The 21,821-nt window shown below is 73.4% G+C and carries 17 protein-coding genes and 2 pseudogenes; 4 read left to right on the forward strand and 15 right to left on the reverse strand.

The window, feature by feature from the left end; genetic code table 11:
• Positions 1 to 51: 51 nt before the first annotated feature.
• The 11 genes and pseudogenes from nuoI to FU792_RS12525 form a co-directional block, all read right to left on the reverse strand.
• Positions 52 to 761: pseudogene (gene nuoI, locus FU792_RS12475) on the reverse strand (NADH-quinone oxidoreductase subunit NuoI).
• Positions 739 to 2,174, reverse strand: a pseudogene (gene nuoH, locus FU792_RS12480) (NADH-quinone oxidoreductase subunit NuoH). Before nuoH ends, nuoI begins: the two co-directional pseudogenes overlap by 23 nt.
• A complete protein-coding gene (locus FU792_RS12485; RefSeq protein ID WP_022925200.1) occupies positions 2,171 to 4,705 on the reverse strand; it encodes an NADH-quinone oxidoreductase subunit G in 2,535 nt (844 codons plus the stop codon). The pseudogene nuoH and the gene FU792_RS12485 overlap by 4 nt, the downstream one beginning before the upstream one ends.
• Positions 4,702 to 6,015 carry an NADH-quinone oxidoreductase subunit NuoF gene (gene nuoF / locus FU792_RS12490; protein WP_022925199.1) on the reverse strand — a complete coding sequence of 438 codons (1,314 nt, stop codon included), beginning with the start codon at positions 6,013 to 6,015 and terminating at the stop codon, positions 4,702 to 4,704. Before nuoF ends, FU792_RS12485 begins: the two co-directional genes overlap by 4 nt.
• Entirely contained in the window at positions 6,012 to 6,962 is a 951-nt protein-coding gene (gene nuoE, locus FU792_RS12495; RefSeq protein WP_022925198.1) for an NADH-quinone oxidoreductase subunit NuoE, read from the reverse strand. Before nuoE ends, nuoF begins: the two co-directional genes overlap by 4 nt.
• On the reverse strand, positions 6,959 to 8,362 hold the full coding sequence (locus FU792_RS12500) for an NADH-quinone oxidoreductase subunit D (protein WP_022925197.1): 1,404 nt from the start codon (positions 8,360 to 8,362) through the stop codon (positions 6,959 to 6,961). The genes nuoE and FU792_RS12500 overlap by 4 nt, the downstream gene beginning before the upstream one ends.
• Entirely contained in the window at positions 8,362 to 9,222 is an 861-nt protein-coding gene (locus FU792_RS12505) for an NADH-quinone oxidoreductase subunit C (protein ID WP_022925196.1), read from the reverse strand. The genes FU792_RS12500 and FU792_RS12505 overlap by 1 nt, the downstream gene beginning before the upstream one ends.
• Positions 9,219 to 9,773 (reverse strand): NADH-quinone oxidoreductase subunit B, encoded by a 555-nt coding sequence (locus tag FU792_RS12510; RefSeq protein WP_022925195.1) that lies wholly within the window; start codon positions 9,771 to 9,773, stop codon positions 9,219 to 9,221. The genes FU792_RS12505 and FU792_RS12510 overlap by 4 nt, the downstream gene beginning before the upstream one ends.
• A gap of 34 nt (positions 9,774 to 9,807) precedes the next feature.
• A complete protein-coding gene (locus FU792_RS12515; RefSeq protein WP_022925194.1) occupies positions 9,808 to 10,173 on the reverse strand; it encodes an NADH-quinone oxidoreductase subunit A in 366 nt (121 codons plus the stop codon).
• Positions 10,174 to 10,261: 88 nt separating this feature from the next.
• Entirely contained in the window at positions 10,262 to 11,557 is a 1,296-nt protein-coding gene (locus FU792_RS12520; RefSeq protein WP_022925193.1) for a geranylgeranyl reductase family protein, read from the reverse strand.
• A 123-nt stretch (positions 11,558 to 11,680) separates the two neighbouring features.
• A complete protein-coding gene (locus tag FU792_RS12525; RefSeq protein ID WP_022925192.1) occupies positions 11,681 to 12,385 on the reverse strand; it encodes a demethylmenaquinone methyltransferase in 705 nt (234 codons plus the stop codon).
• A 38-nt stretch (positions 12,386 to 12,423) separates the two neighbouring features.
• Here FU792_RS12525 and FU792_RS12530 point away from each other — a divergent pair, with 38 nt between their 5' ends.
• Positions 12,424 to 13,758, forward strand: coding sequence for an isochorismate synthase (locus FU792_RS12530; RefSeq protein WP_033418899.1), 1,335 nt, complete (start codon positions 12,424 to 12,426; stop codon positions 13,756 to 13,758).
• Here the strand turns inward: FU792_RS12530 and FU792_RS12535 are convergent.
• Both FU792_RS12535 and FU792_RS12540 read right to left on the reverse strand, forming a co-directional pair.
• Positions 13,745 to 14,269: a GNAT family N-acetyltransferase gene (locus FU792_RS12535; RefSeq protein ID WP_022925190.1), complete on the reverse strand. Its 525-nt coding sequence runs from the start codon at positions 14,267 to 14,269 to the stop codon at positions 13,745 to 13,747. The genes FU792_RS12530 and FU792_RS12535 overlap by 14 nt on opposite strands.
• Positions 14,269 to 15,480: an MFS transporter gene (locus FU792_RS12540; RefSeq protein WP_022925189.1), complete on the reverse strand. Its 1,212-nt coding sequence runs from the start codon at positions 15,478 to 15,480 to the stop codon at positions 14,269 to 14,271. Before FU792_RS12540 ends, FU792_RS12535 begins: the two co-directional genes overlap by 1 nt.
• Positions 15,481 to 15,547: 67 nt before the next feature.
• Here FU792_RS12540 and FU792_RS12545 point away from each other — a divergent pair, with 67 nt between their 5' ends.
• Positions 15,548 to 16,876 (forward strand): GNAT family N-acetyltransferase, encoded by a 1,329-nt coding sequence (locus FU792_RS12545; protein WP_161600254.1) that lies wholly within the window; start codon positions 15,548 to 15,550, stop codon positions 16,874 to 16,876.
• Between the two features lie 9 nt (positions 16,877 to 16,885).
• On the opposite strand, the gene FU792_RS12550 is transcribed toward FU792_RS12545, so the two are convergent.
• Together FU792_RS12550 and menD are read right to left on the reverse strand one after the other, a co-directional pair.
• Positions 16,886 to 17,068 (reverse strand): hypothetical protein, encoded by a 183-nt coding sequence (locus FU792_RS12550; RefSeq protein WP_202804744.1) that lies wholly within the window; start codon positions 17,066 to 17,068, stop codon positions 16,886 to 16,888.
• Between the two features lie 126 nt (positions 17,069 to 17,194).
• Positions 17,195 to 18,910 (reverse strand): 2-succinyl-5-enolpyruvyl-6-hydroxy-3-cyclohexene-1-carboxylic-acid synthase, encoded by a 1,716-nt coding sequence (gene menD, locus FU792_RS12555; protein ID WP_022925186.1) that lies wholly within the window; start codon positions 18,908 to 18,910, stop codon positions 17,195 to 17,197.
• Between the two features lie 78 nt (positions 18,911 to 18,988).
• Between menD and FU792_RS12560 the strand changes: the two genes are divergently transcribed.
• Complete coding sequence (locus tag FU792_RS12560; protein ID WP_022925185.1) at positions 18,989 to 20,488, forward strand: gluconokinase; 1,500 nt, start codon at positions 18,989 to 18,991, stop codon at positions 20,486 to 20,488.
• Positions 20,481 to 21,236 carry a hypothetical protein gene (locus FU792_RS12565; RefSeq protein WP_149814804.1) on the forward strand — a complete coding sequence of 252 codons (756 nt, stop codon included), beginning with the start codon at positions 20,481 to 20,483 and terminating at the stop codon, positions 21,234 to 21,236. The genes FU792_RS12560 and FU792_RS12565 overlap by 8 nt, the downstream gene beginning before the upstream one ends.
• Positions 21,237 to 21,821: the final 585 nt, after the last annotated feature.

Consider the following 21,821-nt stretch of genomic DNA (forward strand, 5'->3'; position numbering starts at 1 on the left):
ACGGCGAGCACCAGAACAGTCCGACCTCCATGCCGTCGATCCGGTCGGGGGTCACGACCCGACCTCGACGTCGCGCCCGCTGTCCTCACGTGACTGCACGTAGTCCCGCTGCGCCTGCGTGGGGCCGGTGACCTTGCCCTGGTAGTAGTCGCGCTCCTCCATGCCCTCGACCATGGGAACGGCGGCGCGAGCATGTCCGGGCGCAGCGGCGCGAGCAGCTGGTGCTTCTCGTAGATGAGCGGCGCCCGCTCGGAGTCGGCCAGCTCGTACTCGTTGGTCATCGTCAGGGCGCGCGTCGGGCAGGCCTCGATGCACAGTCCGCAGAAGATGCACCGCAGGTAGTTGATCTGGTAGACGCGGCCGTAGCGCTCGCCGGGGCTGAAGCGGGCCTCGTCGGTGTTGTCCGCTCCCTCGACGTAGATCGCGTCCGCCGGGCACGCCCAGGCGCATAGCTCGCAGCCGACGCACTTCTCCAGCCCGTCCGGGTGCCGGTTGAGCTGGTGCCGCCCGTGGTAGCGGGTGGCGGTCGGGCGCTTCTCCTCGGGGTACTCCTGCGTCGGGACCTTGCGGAACATCGTGGCGAAGGTCACCCCGAAGCCGGCGACGGGTGCGAAGAGCTGACCCAGGACGCCGGGCTCCTTCTTGCCGCCCGCGGGATCGACGTCGCGCCCGGGGCGGGCCGGGGTCGCGGCGTCCTCCCGGCGGGCGGGCTCGGGGGCGTGCTGAGGCTCGGTCGGGTCAGCCACGGCTCTCCTTCTCATCGGTCGGGCTCGTGCGTGCGTCGTCGGTGTCGGTCGGGGGCGCCCCCGCGGGGACGGTCACCGGGGCGGCCTGCTCGACCGCGGGCCGCGGCTCGACGAGCCGCTGACCGGGCATCGGCGGGACAGGGTAGCCGTCCGCGAACGGGTCGATCTCCTCGGGGACCTCGCGCGCCTCCTCCTTCGCCGCGGCGCGGCGCTGGGCATACCGGTCCCAGACGAGGATCCCGATGAGGACGAAGACGCCGATGCCGCCGAGGGTGAGCACGGTCACCCAGCGGCCCTCGCCGAAGTAGCCCTCCTGGGCCGACCGGATGAGCATGACCGCGACGACCCACACGAGGGACAGCGGGATGAGGATCTTCCACCCCAGCGCCATGAACTGGTCGTAGCGGACGCGCGGCAGCGACCCGCGGACCCAGACGTAGAAGAAGATGAAGGCCCACATCTTGAGGGTGAACCACAGCAGGCCCCACCAGCCCTGGTCGAGCATGCCGTCGCCGACGAGGTTGAGCGGCCACGGCGCGTGCCAGCCGCCCATGAAGAGCGTGGTCGCCAGCGCCGAGACGGTGAACATGTTGATGTACTCGCCGAGGAAGAACATGCCGAACTTCATCGAGGGTACTCGGTGTGGAAGCCACCGCCGAGCTCGCCCTCGCCCTCGGCGAGGTCGAAGGGCAGCCGGTTGGTCTCGCCGATCATCGTGATGACGTAGACGACGAAGCTGAAGAAGAGCGGCACGACGTACCACAGCGGGATGCCCAGCACAGTGGTCTGCTGCTGGGCCTCGACGATCTGGCTGGTCGACATCGACCCGGCGTAGAGGAAGACAGCGACGAGGGACAGTCCCATCGCGATCTCGTAGGAGATGACCTGCGCCGTCGAGCGCAGCCCGCCGAGCAGCGGGTAGGTCGAGCCCGAGGACCAGCCGGCGAGGACGAAGCCGTAGGCGGAGACACCGGCGACGGCGAGCACGAGGAGCACCGCGACCGGGGTGTCGGTGAGCTGCAGCGGCGTGGTGTGGCCGAACATCTCGACGTCGCCGCCCATGGGGATGATGGCGAAGGAGACGAAGGCGAGCGAGGCCACGATCAGCGGCGCCGCGTAGAACATCAGCTTGTCCGCGCCCTTGGGCGTGACGTCCTCCTTGAGGAACAGCTTGATGCCGTCGGCCACGGTCTGCAGCAGCCCGAGCGGGCCGAGGCGGTTCGGGCCGGGGCGCTGCTGCATCTGGCCGATGACGCGCCGCTCGAACCAGATGACGATGACGACCGAGAGCATCACGTAGACGAAGAGCAGCGAGGCCTTCATCAGCGACAGCCACCAGGGGGTGTCGCTGAAGTCGGCGGCCGGGAGGTCCTCGGTGAGCAGCGGCACGCTCGCCGCGAGCTCGGGGTATGCCGTCAGCAGGTTCATGCCTCACCTCGCGTGGTCGTGGCGGCGGCGGGGGCAGCGGCGCCGGCCAGGCGCACGACGTCACCGGCGCCGACGCCCAGCGTCGGCCGCACCGTCGAGCCCACCTGGTTGGCCGGCACCCACACCACACCGTCGGGCATCGGGGTGATCGCGGCGGGCAGCGCGATGCCGCCCCGGTCGGTGGACACCTCGACCGGATCGCCGTCGACGACGCCGAGCGAGGCCGCGGTGTCCGCCGAGATGCGGGCCACCGGGGTGTGCCGGGTGCCGGCGAGGAAGGGCTCGCCGTCCTGCAGCCGGCCCGCGTCGAGCACCTGGTGCCAGGTCGCCAGCACCGCCTCGCCCGGGCCGACGGCCGCCGGCCCGGTGGCGGGCACGTCCGGCAGGCCGGTCCGGTCGCCGGACCAGTCGCCCAGCGCCTGGATCTCCTGCCGGACCGCGGGCACGGTGCCGGTGCCCAGGGTGACGCCCATCGCGCCGGCCAGGCGGTCCAGGATGACGTGGTCCGAGCTCGCGCCGGACTCGATCGCCCGGTCGAAGGGCCGCGGGCGGCCCTCCCAGTTGAGGAACGACCCGGACTTCTCCTGGTGCGGCGCGACGGGGAGGATGACGTCGGCGAACTCGTGGACCGCGCTCTCGCGGACCTCCAGCGACACGACGAAGGCACGCGCCAGCGCGCGTCGGGCGAGCTCGGGGTCGGGCAGGTCGTCGATCTCGACGCCCCCGACGACGAGCGCGCCCAGCTCGCCGGACGCGGCGGCCTCGAGGATCGCGGTGGCGTCCCGGCCGGGACCGGCCGGCAGCGCGGCACCGTCCAGGCCCCAGCGCGTGGCGACCTCGTGGCGGGCGGTGCCGTCGGAGACCGGTCGGCCACCGGGCAGCAGGCCCGGCAGCGTTCCCATCTCCACACCGCCCCGCTCGCCGGCGCGGCGCGGCACCCAGGCCAGGCGGGCACCGGTGGCCCGCGCCAGCCGGACGGCGGCGGACAACGCGCCCGGCACCATGCCGAGGCGCTCGCCGACGAGGATGACCGCGCGCTCGCCGAGCGCGTCGGAGGCGGCGTCGAAGCTGTCCTGCTCGAGCGGGCTCGTCGCGCCGTCCACCTGCTTCTGGCCGCCCTGCTCCCGACGCGTGGTCAGGGCCTGCAGCACCTCTGCCTCGGTGCCCGGTGCGGCGGGCAGCAGCGTGCCGGCCATCTTCTCCAGGCCGCGGGTGGCCCAGGGCGCCACGGCGTAGACCTGGGTGGCGTTCTTGCGCATCGCCTTGCGGAGCCGCAGGAAGACCATCGCGGCCTCCTCCTCGGCCTCCAGGCCCACGAGCAGCACCGAGGTCGCGTGCTCGAGGTCGGTGTAGCTCACGTCGCGGGTCCCGACCACGGTCGAGGCGAGGAAGTCCTCCTCCTCGGCGCTGTGCGGGCGGGCGCGGTGATCGACGTCGTGGGTGCCGAGCGCGACCCGAGCCAGCTTGGCGTAGGCATACAGGTCCTCGACGCTGCCCCGGCCACCGGGCAGGACCCCGACACCCCCCGCGTCGCGAGCCGTGGTGAGGCCCGCGGCCGCCGCGGCATAGGCATCACGCCAGGAGCTGACGGCGTAGTCGCCGTCGGCACCGCGGACGACCGGGTCGTGCAGCCGGTCCGGGAGCGTGGGGTAGGCGAACGCCCAGCGCCCCTTGTCGCAGTTCCACTCCTCGTTGACCTCGGGGTCGTTCAGCGCCATCCGGCGCAGGACGGTGCCGCGCCGGTGGTCGGTGCGGATGGCGCAGCCACCGGCGCAGTGCTCGCAGACGCTCTCGGTGGAGACGAGGTCGAAGGGGCGCGAGCGGAAGCGGTAGGCGGCGCCGGTCAGCGCGCCGACCGGGCAGATCTGGACGGTGTTGCCGGAGAAGTAGCTCTCGAACGGCTTCTCCTCGTAGATCCCGACCTGCTGCAGCGCGCCGCGCTCGATGAGCGCGATGAACGGGTCGCCGGCGATCTGGTCCGAGAAGCGGGTGCACCGGGCGCACAGCACGCAGCGCTCGCGGTCGAGCAGCACCTGGCTGGAGATGTTGACCGGCTTGGGGAAGGTGCGCTTGACGTCCTCGAAGCGGGACGTCGGGCGGCCATCGGACATCGCCTGGTTCTGCAGCGGGCACTCGCCGCCCTTGTCGCAGACCGGGCAGTCCAGCGGGTGGTTGATCAGCAGCAACTCCATCACACCGCTCTGCGCCTTGTCGGCGACCTCGGAGGTGTGCTGGGTGTTGACGACCATCCCTGGGGAGACGGCGATGGTGCAGGAGGCCTGCGGCTTGGGCATGGGCTTGAGGTTGCCCTCGCGGTCCGGGGTCGACACGTCCACGAGGCACTGCCGGCAGGCGCCCACCGGCTCCAGCAGCGGGTGGTCGCAGAAGCGCGGGACGTGGATGCCGACCTGCTCCGCGGCCCGGATGACCAGGGTGCCCTCGGGGACCGAGACGGGCACGTCGTCGATCGTGACGTCGACCATCTTCACCTCGGCGTCCTGCTCGGCGCGGGCGTCGGTGTCGATACTCATGCGGGCTGGCTCTCCTTCGCGAAGAGGGTGTTGCGCTCGGCCGGGAAGAGCTCGTGCCACGGGGTGTGCATCCCCTGCTCGAACTCCTCGCGGAAGTACTTGATGCCGGACGTGACGGGGCTGGTGGCACCGTCGCCCAGCGCGCAGAAGCTGCGGCCGAGGATGTTGTCGCAGATGTCGTCGAGCTTCTCGATGTCGCCCTCGCGACCCTGGCCGGCCTCCAGCCGGGCCAGGATCTGCTTGAGCCAGAAGGTGCCCTCGCGGCACGGGGTGCACTTGCCGCACGACTCGTGGGCGTAGAAGTCGATCCACCGCGAGACCGCACGGACGACCGAGACGGACTCGTCGAAGATCTGCAGCGCGCGGGTGCCCAGCATGGACCCCTCCGCCGCCACCGACTCGAAGTCGAGCGGCACGTCGAGGTGCTCGTCGGTGAAGATCGGCGTCGAGGACCCGCCAGGGGTCCAGAACTTCAGCTTCTTGCCGCCACGCATCCCGCCGGCCATGTCGATGAGCTCGCGCAGCGTGATGCCGAGCGGCGCCTCGTACTGCCCGGGACGCTCGACGTGCCCGGAGAGGCTGAAGAGCCCGAAGCCCTGGGACTTCTCGGTGCCCATGCCGGCGAACCAGTCCGCCCCGTGCAGCACGATCGGCGGCACCGAGGCGATGGACTCGACGTTGTTGACGACGGTGGGCCGGGCGTAGAGGCCCGCGACGGCGGGGAACGGCGGCTTGAGGCGCGGCTGCCCACGTCGGCCCTCGAGGGAGTCCAGCAGTGCGGTCTCCTCGCCGCAGATGTATGCCCCGGCGCCCGCGTGCACGGTGATGTCCAGGTCGAAGCCGGTCCCGAGGATGTTTTTGCCGAGGTAGCCCGCGGCATACGCCTCCTCGACGGCCCGCATGAGCCGGCGGTAGACGTGCACGATCTCGCCCCGGAGGTAGATGAACGCGTGGTTGCACCCGATCGCGAACGAGGTGATGACCATGCCCTCGATGAGGAAGTGCGGGGCGGCCATGAGCAGCGGGGTGTCCTTGCAGGTGCCCGGCTCGGACTCGTCGGCGTTGACGACGAGGTAGCGGGGGCCGCCGTCCGGCGGGGGCAGGAAGCCCCACTTCATGCCGGTCGGGAAGCCGGCGCCGCCGCGTCCGCGCAGGCCGGACTCCTTGGCCGCCGCGACCAGGTCCGCCGGGTCCGTCGTCAGCGCGGCCCGGAGAGCCTGATAGCCCTCGTGCTGCTCGTAGGTCTCCAGCGTCCAGGACCGCTCGGCGTCCCAGAAGGCGGAGAGGATGGGGGTCAGCTGCGTGCTCACGCGTCGTCTCCCTCGTGCGTCTCGTCGACGTCCTTGACGCCCTCGGAGGTCGGGACCTCGTCGGGCTCGTTGGCGTCCGTGTTCACCGAGTCGTGCTGGCCGGCCGCGAGGCCGCCGCCCGCCTGCCCCTCGGCGGTGGGCTCGGTGTCGGTCTCCGGCTCGGGGCGGGGTGCGGTCCACCCCTTCTCCTTGGCGAGCAGGGTGCCGCGCAGCGAGGGCTCCCCCGCCCCCGGCCCCTCGTCGGCCAGGCCGTCCGGGAAGCCGGCGAGCACGCGGGACACCTGCTTGAAGGTGCAGACCCGGGACGGACCGCGGGTCGGGGTGACCGGCTCTCCGGCGCGCAGCCGGTCGGTCAGCGCCTTGGTGCTCTCGGGGGTCTGGTCGTCGAAGAACTCCCAGTTGACCATGACCACCGGCGCGTAGTCGCAGGCCGCGTTGCACTCCACCCGCTCGAGGGTGATCGTGCCGTCCTCGGTGGTCTCGTCGTGCCCGACCCCGAGGTGCTCGCTCACCTCGTCGAAGATCTGGTCGCCGCCCATGATGGCGCACAGGGTGTTGGTGCAGACGCCGACGGTGTACTCGCCGTTGGGGTGCCGCTTGTACTGCGTGTAGAAGGTCGCGACCCCGCTGACCTCGGCGGTCGTCAGGTCGAGCAGCTCGGCGCACAGCTGGACGCCGCGGCCGGTGACGTAGCCGTCCACCGACTGCACCAGGTGCAGCATCGGCAGCAGCGCGGAGCGCTTCTGCGGGTAGCGGGCGATGATGAGCTCGCTGTCCGCCACGAGCTGGGCCCGGACGTCCTCCGGGTATGCCTCCTCCGAGGCGTGCAGCGGCGTGTGGTGGTGGAGCGGTCCGTGGTCCGCGTGGCCCGCGACGCTGTGGTGGACGCGCCGCTCGGAGGCCTCCTCGAGCTGGCTGCGCATGTCCTCCTGCTCATGAGCCGTCATCGGTCCACTCCTCCCATCACCGGGTCGATCGAGGCGACCGCGACGATCACGTCGGCGACCAGGCTGCCCTCGGACATCGCCGAGGCCGCCTGGAGGTTGTTGAAGCTCGGGTCCCGGAAGTGGACGCGGTAAGGCCGGGTGCCGCCGTCGGAGACCGCGTGCACCCCCAGCTCGCCCTTGGGCGACTCCACCGCGGTATACGCCTGCCCGGGCGGGACCCGGAAGCCCTCGGTCACCAGCTTGAAGTGGTGGATGAGCGACTCCATGGACTCGCCCATGATCGTGCGGATGTGGTCCAGGCTGTTGCCCTGCCCGTCCGCGCCGACCGACAGCTGCGCCGGCCAGGCGATCTTTTTGTCGGCTACCATGACCGGCTCGCCATGGCTCGCGCGCAGCCGGGCGATGGCCTGCTCGGCGATCCGCAGCGACTGCCAGATCTCGTCCAGCCGGATGCAGATGCGGCTGTAGGCGTCCATGTCGCGGCGGGTGATGACATCGAAGTCGTAGGTCTCGTAGCCGCAGTAGGGCTCGTCCTTGCGCAGGTCGTGCGGCAGACCGGTCGAGCGCAGGATCGGTCCGGTGATGCCCAGCGCCATGCAGCTGGCCAGCGAGAGGTAGCCCACGTCGACGGTGCGGCCCTTGAGGACCGGGCTCTCCAGCAGCAGCTTCTCCAGCTCGCCGATCCCGCGCCGCAGCGCGGGCAGCTCGGCCTCGAACTGGTCCAGGTGCTCGGGCAGGACGTCCTGGGCGACGCCGCCGGGCCGGACGTAGGCGTTGTTCATGCGCAGCCCCGACACGGCCTCGAAGAAGCGCAGCAGCCGCTCCCGCTCCCGGAACCCGGTCGTCATGACCGTGGTGGCACCCAGCTCCATGCCACCGGTCGCCAGCGCGATGAGGTGGGAGCCGATGCGGTTGAGCTCCATCATGAGGACGCGGATGTCGCTGGCGCGCTGCGGGATCTGGTCGGTGATGCCGAGCAGCTTCTCGACCGAGAGGCAGTAGGCGGTCTCGTTGAAGATCGGCGTGAGGTAGTCCATCCGGGTGCAGAACGTGGTCCCCTGCACCCAGGTGCGGAACTCCATGTTCTTCTCGATGCCGGTGTGGAGGTAGCCGATCCCCGCACGGGCCTCCCGCACGGTCTCGCCGTCGAGCTCCAGGATGAGCCGGAGCACGCCGTGCGTGGAGGGGTGCTGCGGCCCCATGTTGACCACGATGCGCTCCGCGCCGAGGGTCGCGACGTCCTTGGCGATGTCGTCCCAGTCGCCGCCACCGGCGGTGTAGACCGCGCCGCCGTCGACGGAGTCCGAGGTCGGTCCGCCCTCGGCATACAGGTCCGTCGGGGTGCCGCCGAGGTAGTCGGCGCCCTGGTCTGCCTTGGTCTGGTCGTGCGTGGTCGCCATCAGGTGTAGCTCCTCCGCTGGTCGGGAGCCGGGATGGTGGCCCCCTTGTACTCGACCGGGATGCCGCCGAGCGGGTAGTCCTTGCGCTGCGGGTGCCCGGGCCAGTCGTCCGGCATGAGGATGCGGGTCAGCCCCGGGTGCCCCTCGAAGACGATGCCGAACATGTCCCAGGTCTCGCGCTCGTGCCAGTCGTTGGCCGGGTAGATGCCCACGATCGACGGGATCCGCGGGTCGTCGTCCGGGCAGGTGACCTCGATGCGCACCCGGCGCACACCGTGGGTGATCGACTGGAAGTGGTAGACCGCGTGCAGCTCCGCGCCGGTCTGCTCGGGCCAGTGCACCCCGGAAACCCCGGTGCAGATCTCGAAGCGCAGCCGCGGGTCGTCACGCAGCGGGCGGACGAGCGCCTGCAGGTGGTCACGGTGCACGTGCAGCGTCAGCTCGCCGCGGTCGACGACCACGCGCTCCAGCCCGGCGGCGACAGCCTGCGGGGCGGCCGCCTGCAGGGCGTCCACGACCTCGTCGAAGTAGGAGCCGTAGGGCCGCTCCGCGGCGCCGGGGAAGAGCACGGGCGCGTCCAGCCCGCCGTAGCCCGAGGTGTCGCTGCCCATGGACCCGCCGAACATCCCCTGCTTGCGGGCCATCGTGACCGGCTCGCCGGCGCTCTGCGCCGCCGGCACCGAGCCGCCCGCGGTCTCCTGGGCGGTCCCGGTGTCGACCTTCTGGCCCTCGGTCCGCGAGGGGGCGTGCTCCTCGTCGAGGGTGGTCTCCTGCGTCGCCGGCTCGCGGTTCGGGGTCTCCGGGCCGGTCTCGACCTTGTCGCCGGCGCTGTCGTCACGCGTGGTGTCGTCCGCGCTCACGCGAGCAGCCCCTTCATCTCGGAGGTCGGCATCGCCTTCATGGCAGCCGCCTCGGCCGCGCGGGCCGCGGCCTCGCGGTTGACGGAGAACTTGAACTCACGGATCTGCTTCTGCAGCTCCAGGATGGCGTTGAGCAGCATCTCGGGCCGGGGCGGACACCCGGGGAGGTAGACGTCGACCGGCACGATGTGGTCCACGCCCTGCACGATCGCGTAGTTGTTGAACATGCCGCCCGAGCTGGCGCAGACGCCCATCGAGATGACCCACTTGGGGTTGGGCATCTGGTCGTAGACCTGGCGCACGACCGGCGCCATCTTCTGCGACACGCGCCCGGCGACGATCATGAGGTCAGCCTGGCGCGGGGTCGCCGCGAAGCGCTCCATCCCGAACCGGGCGATGTCGTAGTCCGGGGTGCCGACGGCCATCATCTCGATGGCGCAGCAGGCCAGCCCGAAGGTGGCCGGCCACACGGAGTACTGCCGCAGCTGGCCGGCCAGTCCTTCGACCGTCGACAGCATGATCCCACCGGGGATCTTGTCCTCGAGACCCATCGTCAGCTCACCACACTCTCAGAGTTGTGCACGTTCAGTCCCATTCCAGCCCGCCCCTGCTCCACTCGTAGACGAAGGGCACCGAGACGACGACGAGGAAGAGCAGCATCGCCAGCACGGAGAACAACCCGACCTGGTCGAAGGCCACGGCGAAGGGGTAGAGGAAGAGCACCTCGACGTCGAAGACGATGAAGAGCATCGCCGTGAGGTAGTACTTGACCGGCACGCGCCCGCCCTCGTGCGCCTGCGGCGTGGGCTGGATCCCGCACTCGTAGGCCTCGGCCTTGGCGCGGTTGTAGGTCACCCGGCCCAGCAGCCCCCCGCCGAAGACCGACCCGAAGGCGAAGAGCAGGCCGAAGAAGAGGAAGAAGATGATGGGCAGATAGGGGTGGTAGTCCATGTCTTGCCTCAGCACTCCTTTCGGGACAGGCCCAGCGCTGGGCTCACCGGGGTCGCGCGCATACTTATCCTAAGGTCAACACAGCGTCTCATGCCGCCGGAGTCATCCTGCTCAGGGCGTTGATGACGCGGTCGTCGAGCCCGCCGCCGCGCTCCTGCGGCAGGTTGGCCATGATCTTGAGCAGCAGCCGCATGAGCGAACGGCGCGGCAGGCCGTACTTCACCGCGAGCCGCATGATCTCGGGCTTGCCGATGAGCGTGGCGAAGCCGCGGCCGAGGGTGTAGTAGCCGCCGAGGGCGTCCTTCATGGCCGCGGTGTAGCTGTGGAGCACGGCCTCCCGCTCCCCCGGCGTGGCCCGGGCCAGCGCCGCGCTGATGACCTCGGCGGCGTGCCGTCCGGCCTCCATCGCCTCGGCGATCCCCTCGCCGTTGAACGGGTTGACCATGCCGCCGGCGTCACCGACGAGCAGCAGCCCCCGGTCGTAGAGCGGCTGCCGGTTGAAGCACATCGGCAGCGCGGCACCCCGGATCGGGGCCTGGCGGGTCTCCTCGGAGAAACCCCAGCCCTCGGGCATCGTCTCCACCCACCGCCGCATGACGTCGCGGTAGTCGAAGGTGCCGAAGGCCTCCGAGGTGTCGAGGATCCCGAGGCCGACGTTGGCGGTGCCGTCGCCCAGCGGGAAGATCCAGCCGTAGCCGGGCATGAGCTCGTCCCGCTCCCCGCGTGCGTCCTTCGTCCACAGCTCCAGCCAGGACTCGAGGTAGGCGTCGTCGTGCCGCGGGGTCTCGTAGTAGGCCCGCACCGCGACCCCCATCGGCCGGTCGTCGCGCTTGGGACGGTCCATCCCGAGCGAGAGCCGGCTGGAGTTGCCGTCGGCGGCCACGACGACCTGGGCCCGGAACTCACGGCGCTCCCCCGTGGCCCGCCCGTCCGGACCCATGACCTTGGCCTGCACGCCGCAGATGTGACCGCGCCCGTCGAGGACCGGCGTCTGGACGTTGATGCCCTCGAGGAGCCGCGCCCCGCGCGCCGCGGCGTGGCGGGCCAGGGTCTCGTCCAGGTCCTGCCGGGTCCGCACCAGCCCGAAGGGCGGGAAGGTCGCGTTGCCAGGCCAGTCGAGCTCCAGGCGCATCCCGCCGCCGATGATCCGCAGACCCCGGGTGCGGTGCCAGCCGTCGGCCTCGTCGATGGGGACGCCGAGGTGGATCAGCTCGCGGACGGCGCGCGGGGTGAGCCCGTCGCCGCAGATCTTGTCGCGCGGGAAGGTGGACTTCTCCAGCAGCAGAACGTCGAGGCCGTGGGACGCGAGGTAGGCGGCGGTGCTCGAGCCTCCCGGCCCGGCGCCGACGACGATGACGTCGGCTGTCTCGACCTGCTCACTCACTGTTGGCGCCTCGCTTGTGACAACGTTCACGAACTCTGCGAAGTCTAGGCTCCTGCCGGCCGCCGGATCGGCGCAGGGACGCCTCAGACCAAATACGTCAGGACGACGCGGGCTAATGGGCGATCAGTCGACGGGGGCGACCGCGTGGTGCAGCGCGACGACACCGGCGCTGAGGTTGCGCCACCGCACCTGCTCCCACCCGGCCGCGCGGACCTGCTGCGCCAGCGCGCGCTGGTCGGGCCAGGCGCGGATCGACTCGGCGAGGTAGACGTAGCTCTCCGGGTTGGAGCTGACGCGGCGGGCCACGCGGGGCAGGGCCCGCATGAGGTAGTTGCGGTAGACCGTGGCGAAGACCGGCAGGACCGGGCGGCTGAACTCGCACACCACCAACCGGCCACCGGGGCGCACCACGCGGCGGAACTCGCGCAGCGCAGCGTCGACGTCCGCGACGTTGCGCAGCCCGAAGCTCATCGTCACCACGTCAAAGGAGTCGTCGGCGAAGGGCAGCCGCATCGCGTCCGCCGCGGTGAACGGCAGGTCGGGCCGCCGGCGGTAGCCCTCGGTGAGCATGCCCAGGGAGAAGTCCGCGGGGACCACCTGGACACCGCGGTCGGCATACGGCTCGCTGGAGGTGCCGGTGCCCGCGGCGATGTCCAGCACGCGCTCGCCCGGGGCCGCGCCGACCGCGCGCACCACGGCACGCCGCCACAGGTGGTCCATGCCTCCGCTGAGCACGGTGTTGGTGAGGTCGTAGCGCCGCGCCACGCCGTCGAACATCCGGGCCACCTCGTGCGGCTGCTTGTCGAGGTCGGCGCGTGTCGGGCTCATGCGGGCCATCCTCCCATCACGTCCTACAGTGGTCGGCTGTGGCTGTGACCCGCACCCTGCCCCGCCTGCGCGCCCGCACCCTCGCGGTCGACGCCCCGGGCGACCTGCTGACCCGCGTGCCCGACGAGGTCGACCCGCGCGACGTCGTGGCCTGGCTGCGCGAGGGCGACGGCCTGGTCGGGTGGGGCCGGGTGGCCGGGGTGAGCGCCACCGGGCCGGACCGGTTCCGCGAGGCCGAGACGTGGTGGACGCAGGTGCGCGCCGCGGCCGTGGTCGAGGACGAGGTCCGGCTGCCCGGCACCGGTCTCGTGACCTTCGGCTCCTTCACCTTCGCCGCCGACTCCCGGGACGAGAGCAGCCTCACGATCCCCCGGGTCGTCATCGGGCGCCGGGACGGCCTGGCCTGGGTCACCCAGGTGGTCGCCGAGGACGAACCGTGGCCGGTCGAGCACCCCGCGGAGCTGCTGGGGCGCGTCAATGAGGACATCGAGGTGGCCGACCCGCTGGTCGAGTCCGACGGCTCCGTGGGCGCCGAGGACTGGCCGGGCGTCGTGGCGGCCGCGGTGCGCCGGATCGACCAGGGTGAGGTCGACAAGGTGGTGCTGGCCCGGGACGTGACGGTGCGGCACCGCGAGGGTCGGGTGGTGCGGGTCGCCCCGGTGCTCGAGCGGCTGGAGAAGCGGTATGCCGCCACCTGGACTTTCGCCGTCTCGGGGCTGGTGGGGGCCACCCCGGAGATGCTGGTCCGGCTGCAGGGCGGCAAGGTCCGCTCGCGGGTCCTGGCCGGCACGATCCGACGGCCGAACGGCATCCCCGCTCCCGACACCGACGTGCCCGGCACCGGCGACCCCGCGCACCCGGTCGACCCTCGGCTGCGGCTCGTCAGCAGCACCAAGGACCTGGACGAGCACGACTACGCCGTGCGGTCGGTGGCCGAGGCCCTGGCGCCCCACTGCAGCGACCTCGTCGTCCCGGAGGCGCCCTACGTGCTGGAGCTGCCGGACGTCTACCACCTCGCCAGCGACCTCATCGGCACCATGCACAGCGAGGCCACCTCGCTGCGGCTGGCCGCGGCGCTGCACCCCTCGGCGGCGGTCTGCGGCACCCCCACCGAGGCGGCGGCGCGGGTGATCGGCGAGCTGGAGGGCATGGACCGCGGCCGGTATGCCGGCCCGGTCGGCTGGATGGACGGCTCCGGCGACGGCGACTGGGGCATCGCGCTGCGCTGCGGCGAGCTGGCCGACGACCGGCACTCGATGCGCATCTTCGCCGGCGGCGGGATCGTCGCGGCCTCCGACCCGGCCGCCGAGCTGGCCGAGACCGAGGTCAAGCTCACCGCGATGCGGCACGCCCTGGGCCTCACCGACGCCTGAGCGGCACCACCGGGGCCGGGATCCAGTAGCGGCGTTTGGGCATGCCGCCGCCGGGCGGGGTGCGCAGGTCCGCGAGGACCCCGCCGCAGCGCTCGATGGCTCGCGCGGAGCCGACGTTGTCGTCGTCGCAGGTCACCAGCACGTCCCCCACGCCGAGGCCGCGCAGCCGCTCGACCGACTGGCGCAGGATCTCGGTGGCGTGGCCGCGGCGGCGGAAGGGCGGGGCGACGGCATACCCCACGTGGCCGCCGACCTCGCGCAGGAAGGGCGTGACCTCGTGCCGGATCGACACCCGACCCACCGGTGTACCCTCGGCCTCGGCCACGAGGAAGTCCGCGCGCACCCGGCCCGGGGGCAGGTCGGACCCGTCGGCCTCGCGCCGCACCTGCGCCAGGATCTCCTCCCAGCTCCCCTGGGCGAGCAGCAGGTCGAAGCCCTCGACGGCGAGCTGCTCGTGCATGCGGCGCAGCGCGGTCTCGTCGGCCGCGGTAGGCGGGCGCAGGGTGAGCATCAGCCCAGGGTGGCGGGCGCGCGCCCGGGGCGGCCAGCCGTTTTCTCCCGCATCACCGGGGACAGCACGAGGAGCAGCCCGAGGAAGCCCACGACGAGGAAGAGCGCGCGGTCCAGGCCGATGGCCTCGGCGAGCACGCCGATCGTCGGGGCGCCGAAGAGGAAGGCGCCGTAGGCGATGGTCGACACCGAGGTGATGGCCCGGTTGCCCCGCCCGGGCACCTCGCCGGCGGCGGAGATCGCGGCCGGGAAGATCGTGGCCACGCCGAGCCCCCACATCAGCCCGCCGACCAGCGCCAGCGTGAGCGAGGAGGTCAGGGTGACGAGCAGGATGGCCGCGGCCGCCAGCACCGCCCCGGTGCGCACCACGGTGGCGCGCCCGAAGCGGTCGATGGCCGGGCCGCCGGCGAGCCGCCCGATCGTCATCGTCAGGTTGAAGGCGGTGAGGGTCAGCGCACCGAAGGCGGCGGGCGCCCCGTGCACGTCCACGAGCAGCAGCGCCAGCCAGTCGTTGGCCGACCCCTCGGCCAGGGCACCGGCGAGGCAGATGAGCCCGATGAGCACCTCGGTCGCGGTCAGCCCGCGCCGTTCTGGCTCGGGGGCAGCCCCGGACGATGCGCCGCCGTCGGGCACCGGCTCCGGATCCAGCACCTCCGGCGCCTCGGGCACGAAGCGGCTCGCCCCCCAGACCCCGGCGACCGCCGCCACCGCGGCGAGCACCGGCAGCTGGCCGAGCCCGATCCCCCACCACGCCGCGAGCGCGCTCGACCCGGCGCCGAGCACCGCACCCCCGGAAAAGGCGGCGTGGAAGTAGGGCATGAGCGAGCGGTGGCGCGACTGCTCGACATGGGTGCCTTGGATGTTCATGGCGACGTCCCAGACGCCGATGTTCATGCCGGTGAGCACGAGGATGCCGAGCAGCACCGGCACCGAGGGCGCGAGCGCCACCAGCCCCCACCCCAGGCACCCGAGCAGCACGGTGACGAGCACCACCCGGCGGGACCCGAAGCGGTCCACCGCCCGGCCGGTGAAGGGCATCGCGAGCAACGAGCCCAGGCCCATCCCCATGAGCACCAGACCCAGCTGTGCCTTGTCGGCACCGAGGTGGTCGCGCACGGCGGGGACCCGGGAGAGGGCCTGGCCCATGACATACCCCGAGCTCGCGAAGACCACGAGCACCGCGAGCACCGACCCGCGCACGTCCCGCTCCACGCGGTCCTCCTCCTCAGTCCCACGAAAATCCCCTGACGGACCAGCGTAGATGGTCCAGACTGACCCCGTGCCACCCGAGACCGATGCCGCCTTCACCTTCACCGACCTGACCACCGACGACCTGGCCCGCGTGCGGGACCTGGTCGAGACGGTGTGGTTCAGCGTCACCCCCGGCAAGACGCTGGAGGACCTCGACGACGAGGTGGACCTCAGCCACGCGCGCGGCGTGGTGCGGACCGGTGGACCGCTGCCCGGCGAGGCCGACGAGGGCGGGGCCGCGCCGCTCATGGCGTTCTACAGCGCCTTCGACATGGGGCTCACCGCCCCCGGGCCGGGCGACGCCCTGACCAGGGTCCCGATGGACGGTCTGACCTTCGTCAGCGTGCACCCCGACGCCCGCCGCCGCGGCGTGCTGCGGGCGATGATGACCGACCACCTGCACCGCGTCCACGAGCGCGGCGAGTGCGCGATCGCGGGGCTGCACGCGTCGGAGACCGCGATCTACGGCCGCTTCGGCTACGGCTGCGCCTCGGTCGAGGCCAAGCTGACGCTGGGGCGTGGCACCGAGCTGAGGGCGCCGGCCCCGCTCGCGGCCGAGGCGGACGGGGTGTCGACCCACGTCGTGACCGTGGACTCCGAGGCGGCGCTCGCCGTGCTGCACGAGGCGCACCTCGCCTGCGCCGGCGTCACGCTCGGCGCGGTCACCCGGCCCGAGGCCCTGGCGCAGCGATGGTTCGCCTTCCGCGACCACCCGCAGGCGCGGGGCAGCAAGGAGCCCCAGCGGCTGCTCGTCGCGCGGCGGGACGGACAGGTCAGCGGGTATGCCGTCTTCCGCCGGGAGAGCAAGTGGGAGGACGGCAAGCCGGCGGGCGAGGTCACCGTGGGCGAGCTGGGCGCCACCGACGACGCCACCCTGCTCGCGCTGGCCCGACGCCTGGTGGACCTCGACCTCACGGCGAGGACGACCTTCTGGTCCCGGCCGACCGACGACCCGGTCGCGTGGTGGACGGGCGGGCCGCGCGGCGCCGACGTGCAGCTCTTCGACGCGCTGTGGATCCGGCTGGTCGACCTGCCCCGAGCGCTGACCGAGCGTGGCTACGCCGACGGCTCGCCGCTGGACCTCGTGCTCGAGGTGACCGACGAGGTCTGCCCGTGGAACGCAGGGCGGTGGCGGCTGCGGATCGAGGCCGACGGGCGGGCCGAGGTGAGCGCGAGCGACGCCGACCCGGACCTCGAGACGCCGGTGGCGGCGCTGGGCGCGGCATACCTCGGCGGGCGGACGCTGCTCTCCCAGGCGGCCACCCTCGGGGTCACCGAGCGGACGCCGGGCGCGCTGCGCGGGCTGTCGCGCGCCCTGCGGGCCGACCGCGACCCGGTGCCGGCGATCGGGTTCTGACCCGACCCGCTACCGCGAGCGGTCGGTGACGACCGCCGTGTGCTGCTGCGCGAGCAGCCGGAGCGCCGAGAGCACGGCGTCGACCAGCACCGTGCCGACGACGACCTGCCGGACGGCGGCCTGCGGCTCGTCGGGGACGGAGGCGACGTCGACCCTCACCACCCCCTCGACCGCGTCCGCGTAGGCGTCCATGCGCTCCTCGTCCAGTCCGATCCCGGCGTCCTCGCAGGCATGGTCGCGATGGGCCGCCGCGGCCGGCACGCCCAGCAGCGGCTCGGCGGCGCGCTCAGCGCCTGACGCACCGTGCGCGCACCGGGGTCAGCGCAGCGCGTCCCGCAGCCGGCGGTGGCCGGCCCGGTCGACCGGGACCTCGACCACCTGTATGCCCCGGGCCGGCTTCGCGAGCGCCGCCCGGAGGTCGTCGAGGGAGTCGGCGCGGAGGTGGTCCACGTGGTGCGCCGCGCACAGCGCGGCCAGGTCGGCGCCGTGCGGGGTGCCGAAGACCCGCTCGGTGACAGCGGCCCGCTCCGGGGTGTCGCTGCGCCCGGGCTCGCCGTACTCCAGCGTCGAGAAGATGCCGCCGCCGTCGTCGTTGACGACGACCAGGGTGAGGTCCGGGCGCGGCTCCCCCGGCCCGACGAGCAGCCCGCCCGCGTCGTGCAGGAAGGTGAGGTCGCCCAGCAGCGCGGTCGTCCGCGCGCCGGTGGCCAGCCCGGCGCCGACGGCCGTCGACACGGTGCCGTCGATCCCCGCGAGCCCGCGGTTGGCGACCACCCGCACCGGCGGCTGCCCGCCGTCGAGCACCAGCGCGAGGTCGCGTGGCGGGTTGGACGAGCCGAGCACGAGCAGGTCACCCGCCGCGAGCGAGGCGACGACGGCGGCCGCGACGCCCGGACCGGTGAGGTCTCCCCCTGCCACCGCGTCGGACACCCAGGGCCCGAGCGCTCTCCCGGCGCCCACCCAGGCGTCCACCCACGCACGAGCACCCGGCGCGGGCTCCGGCGGCACGGCCAGCACGCCCGGGCCGTGCACCCGGCTCACGACGTGCGAGGGATCGGTCCACGTCGCCCGGGCCGACACCTGCTCCACCTCGACCCCCGGCAGCCGCCCGAGGGCGCCGAGCTCGCGGAAGAGCGTCAGCCGCCCCACGGTGAGCACCCGGTCGGGCCGCAGCTCCGCCAGCTCGCCGCGGGCGACCCGGTCGGCCACGAGCACCCCTTGCGGCACGACACCGGGCCCGGTGGGCAGCACCCCGAACGGCTCGGCCAGCACCGGCCACCCGGCGGTGGCCGCCCAGCGCAGCGCGGCCCGGGTCTGCTCCGGGTCGGGCAGGTCGCCGAGCAGCACCACGGTGCGCTCCGTGCCCGCGACCGGGTCGGCCGCCGCCGGCGGCGGTGCGGCCACCACGGTCCACGGCGACCCGTCCGGCCTGCCCGGCGGCGCCTCCCCCGTGCTCTGGAGGTCCGGGGCGAGCGGGTCGCGGAAGGCCACGTCGAGGTGCACCGGTCCACCGTGAGCGCCACCGCCCTCAGCTCCGGTCCCGTGCCCCCGGGCGGCGGCCAGCGCGCGGCACACCGTCGTCCGCCAGTGCGCCGCCGCGGTCGCGGCGATGCTCTCCGGTGCGGGCAGGTCCGCCTCCCACGACACGGCACCCGCGAAGATCCCCGGCTGGACGGTCGTCTGGTTGGCGCCGGTGCCGCGCAGCTCGGCGGGGCGGTCGGCGGAGAGCACGACGAGCGGTATGCCGCTGTGGTGCGCCTCGAGGACGGCCGGGTGGAGGTTGGCGACCGCGGTCCCCGAGGTCGTGACGACCGGGACCGGCCGCCCGCTCCCCCGGGCCAGGCCCAGCGCCAGGAAGCCGGCGCTGCGCTCGTCGACCCGCACGTGCAGCCGCAGCCGGCCGGCCCGGTCGGCCTCGGCGAGCGCGTAGGCCAGCGGCGCGGACCGGGAACCGGGCGCCAGGACCGCCTCCCGCACCCCGCCGCGTACCAGCTCGTCGACGAGGACGGTGGCCAGGGCGGTCGAGGGGTGCACGCCCCGATGCTCCCACGGACCTCGCTTCGCCCTCGCCGATGCCTCGGATCGCCCCGATCCGGCCTAGAGTTGGCGCTCATGGCCTCGAACTTCGACATCGAGCGCAAGGACGCCGAGCTGCCCCTGGTCCTCGCGGTCGACGTGGGCTCCACCGCCAGCCGGGGGATGATCTACGACGCGCAGGGCCGCCCGGTGGGCAAACGGGCCAAGGTCGCGCACTCCTTCACCGTGGCCGCCGACGGCACCTCCGAGATCGATCCCGACCAGGTCGTCCAGGAGGTCCGCGGGATCATCGAGGACCTGCTGGCCGCCCTCAAGGACGAGCAGGTCGCCGGGGTCGCGCTCGACACCTTCGCCTCCTCCCTGGTCGTCGTGGACGCCGATGGGGCAGCCCTGACCCCCTGCTTCACGTATGCCGACGGGCGGTGCGCGGCGCAGGTCGTCGAGCTGCGCGAGGAGCTCTCGGAGGAGAACCTGCAGCAGCGCACCGGCACCCGGGTGCACTCCAGCTATTGGCCGGCCCGGCTGCGCTGGCTGCAGGCCGAGCGCCCCGAGGTGATGAAGCAGGCGGCCACCGTCCTGTCCCTCGGCGACTACGTCATGCTCCACCTCACCGGGACCCTCGCGACCGGCACCTCCACCGCCTCCTGGACCGGTCTGGTCGACCGGCACACGGCGCAGTGGTATCCCGAGCTCGTCGAGATCAGCGGCATCGACGCCGACCAGCTCCCGCCGATCCACCACCTGGACGAGCCGGTGGCGGTCGCGCCGGAGCACGCCGAGCGGATCGCGCAGGAGTGGCCGGCCCTGGCGCAGGCGCAGTGGTATGCCCCCATCACCGACGGCCTGGCCGCCAACGTCGGCCTCGGTGCGCACGACGAGACCGCGATCGGCGCCTCGTGCGCCACCTCCGGAGCGATCCGCGTCCTGGTGCGGGAGATGCCCGAGACCCTCCCGCCGGGGCTGTGGTGCTACCGCGTGTCGCACGACCGCTCGCTCATCGGCGGCGCGCTCAACGACGTGGGTCGTGCCCTCGCCTGGGCGGACGTCACCCTGGCTGTCGACGACGTCGGCCCGGAGGCGCTCTCCGAGGCGCTGCGTGCCGAACCGCACGAGACGACGCCGCTGGTGCTGCCGTTCTTCACCGGCGAGCGGAGCACCGGCTGGGCCTCGGAGGCACGGGCGGTCATGGTGGGCGTCACCGCGGCCTCGGCGCCGGCCGAGGTATACCGGGGTGTCGTCGAGGGGATCGCGCTGTCCTACGCCCGCATCGCCAAGCAGCTGCGCGAGGTCGCGCCGCAGCCGGAGAAGCTCTACGCCGGCGGCGGCGTCGCCGCGGACCGGCCCGAGCTCATGCAGATCATGGCCGACGCGATGCGGACGCCGGTGACGCCGGTGAAGATGAAGCGCTCGACGCTGCACGGCACCGCCCTGCTCGCGCTGGAGAGCCTGGCCCCGGACGTGCGCCGGGCCCGGCCGGAGCGCGGCGAGACCCTGGCCCCGGACTACGCCCGCCGGCCCTACTACAGCGAGCGCTTCGGCCGCTTCCAGCTCGTCTACGAGGCGCTCTTTGACTGACCGGCCCGCCCGCTCCCTCGCCGACGACCTCCGGGACCGCACCGACGACGAGCTGGCCGCCCTGCTCCAGCGCCGTCCGGACCTCGCGCGACCCGCCCCGGCCGACGTCACCGCGCTCGCCGGACGCGCCACCACCCGCACCAGCGTGCAGCGCGCGCTGGACGGGCTGGACCTCGCGCACCTGCAGGCGCTGGAGGCGCTGCTCGTGGCCCACCCGGCCGAGCCGGCCGACCTCGCCACCCTGCTCGCGACCGACGAGGACACCGCCGCGCGCCTGACGTCGGACCTGCGGGAGCTGGCCCTGGCGTGGCGCTCGCCGGAAGGCCTGCGGCCGGCCCGGACCCTGGGCGAGGTCGTCGGCGTCCCGGCGGGCCTCGGGCCGGTGGGCGAGCGGGTCCCCGAGCCCGACCGGCTGAGCACGGCGCTGGCGGAGCTGGACCCGCGGCAGCGCAGCCTGCTCGACGCGCTGACCTGGGGCCCGGCCCGCGGCGCGGTGGCGATCGCCGCCCCGGACGGCACCGCCTCGCCGGTCGCGGCCGCGGCCGGCGAGCTCGTCGCCGCAGGGCTGCTGGAGCGTGAGGACGAGGGCCACGTGGTGCTCCCCCGGAGGTCGCGCTCGCCCTGCGCGGCGGGCGGCTGCACCAGCACCCGGCACCGCGCCCACCGGCCGTGGAGCACGCCGCTCTCGACCCCGACGTCGTCGACGCCGCCGCCGGGGGCAGGGCCGGCGAGCTCCTCGTCCTCGTGACGGAGATCGTCGAGGAGTGGGGCACCCGCCCACCGCGGGTGCTGCGCTCCGGCGGCGTGGCCGTCCGCGACCTCTCCCGCCTCGCGGCCCACCTCGAGACCTCCCCGGAGGAGACGGCCTGGCTGCTCGAGACCGCGCACGCCGCCGGGCTGCTGGCCGTCGACGACGGCAGCCGCCGCCAGGACCAGCCTGCCCAGTGGGCGCCGACCCCGGCGGCGGACGACTGGTTGGACAACGCCGCCGGGGCACGGTGGGCCGCTCTCGCGAGCGCCTGGTGGGCCTCCTCCGCCGCGGCGGACCTCGTCGGGACCACGGACAGCGGCCGCGTCAACGCGCTGTCGACCGCGACGTCATACCCCCTCGGGCGGCAGCGCCGCCAGGACGCGCTGCGCGCCCTCGCCACGCTGCCGGCCGGAGCCGTGGCGCAGGAGGACGCGCTGGGCGAGCTGCTGCGGTGGCGGCACCCGCTGCGGATGGCGCGGCACGCCGCCAGCGCCGACACCGCTGCCAGCCTCGTCACCGTGCTGCGCGAGGCGGAGTGGGCCGGGGTCACCGGTCGGGGGGCGCTGAGCGGACCGGGCCGGG

The sequence above is a fragment of the Serinicoccus marinus DSM 15273 genome, assembly GCF_008386315.1.
Classification (GTDB): domain Bacteria; phylum Actinomycetota; class Actinomycetes; order Actinomycetales; family Dermatophilaceae; genus Ornithinicoccus; species Ornithinicoccus marinus.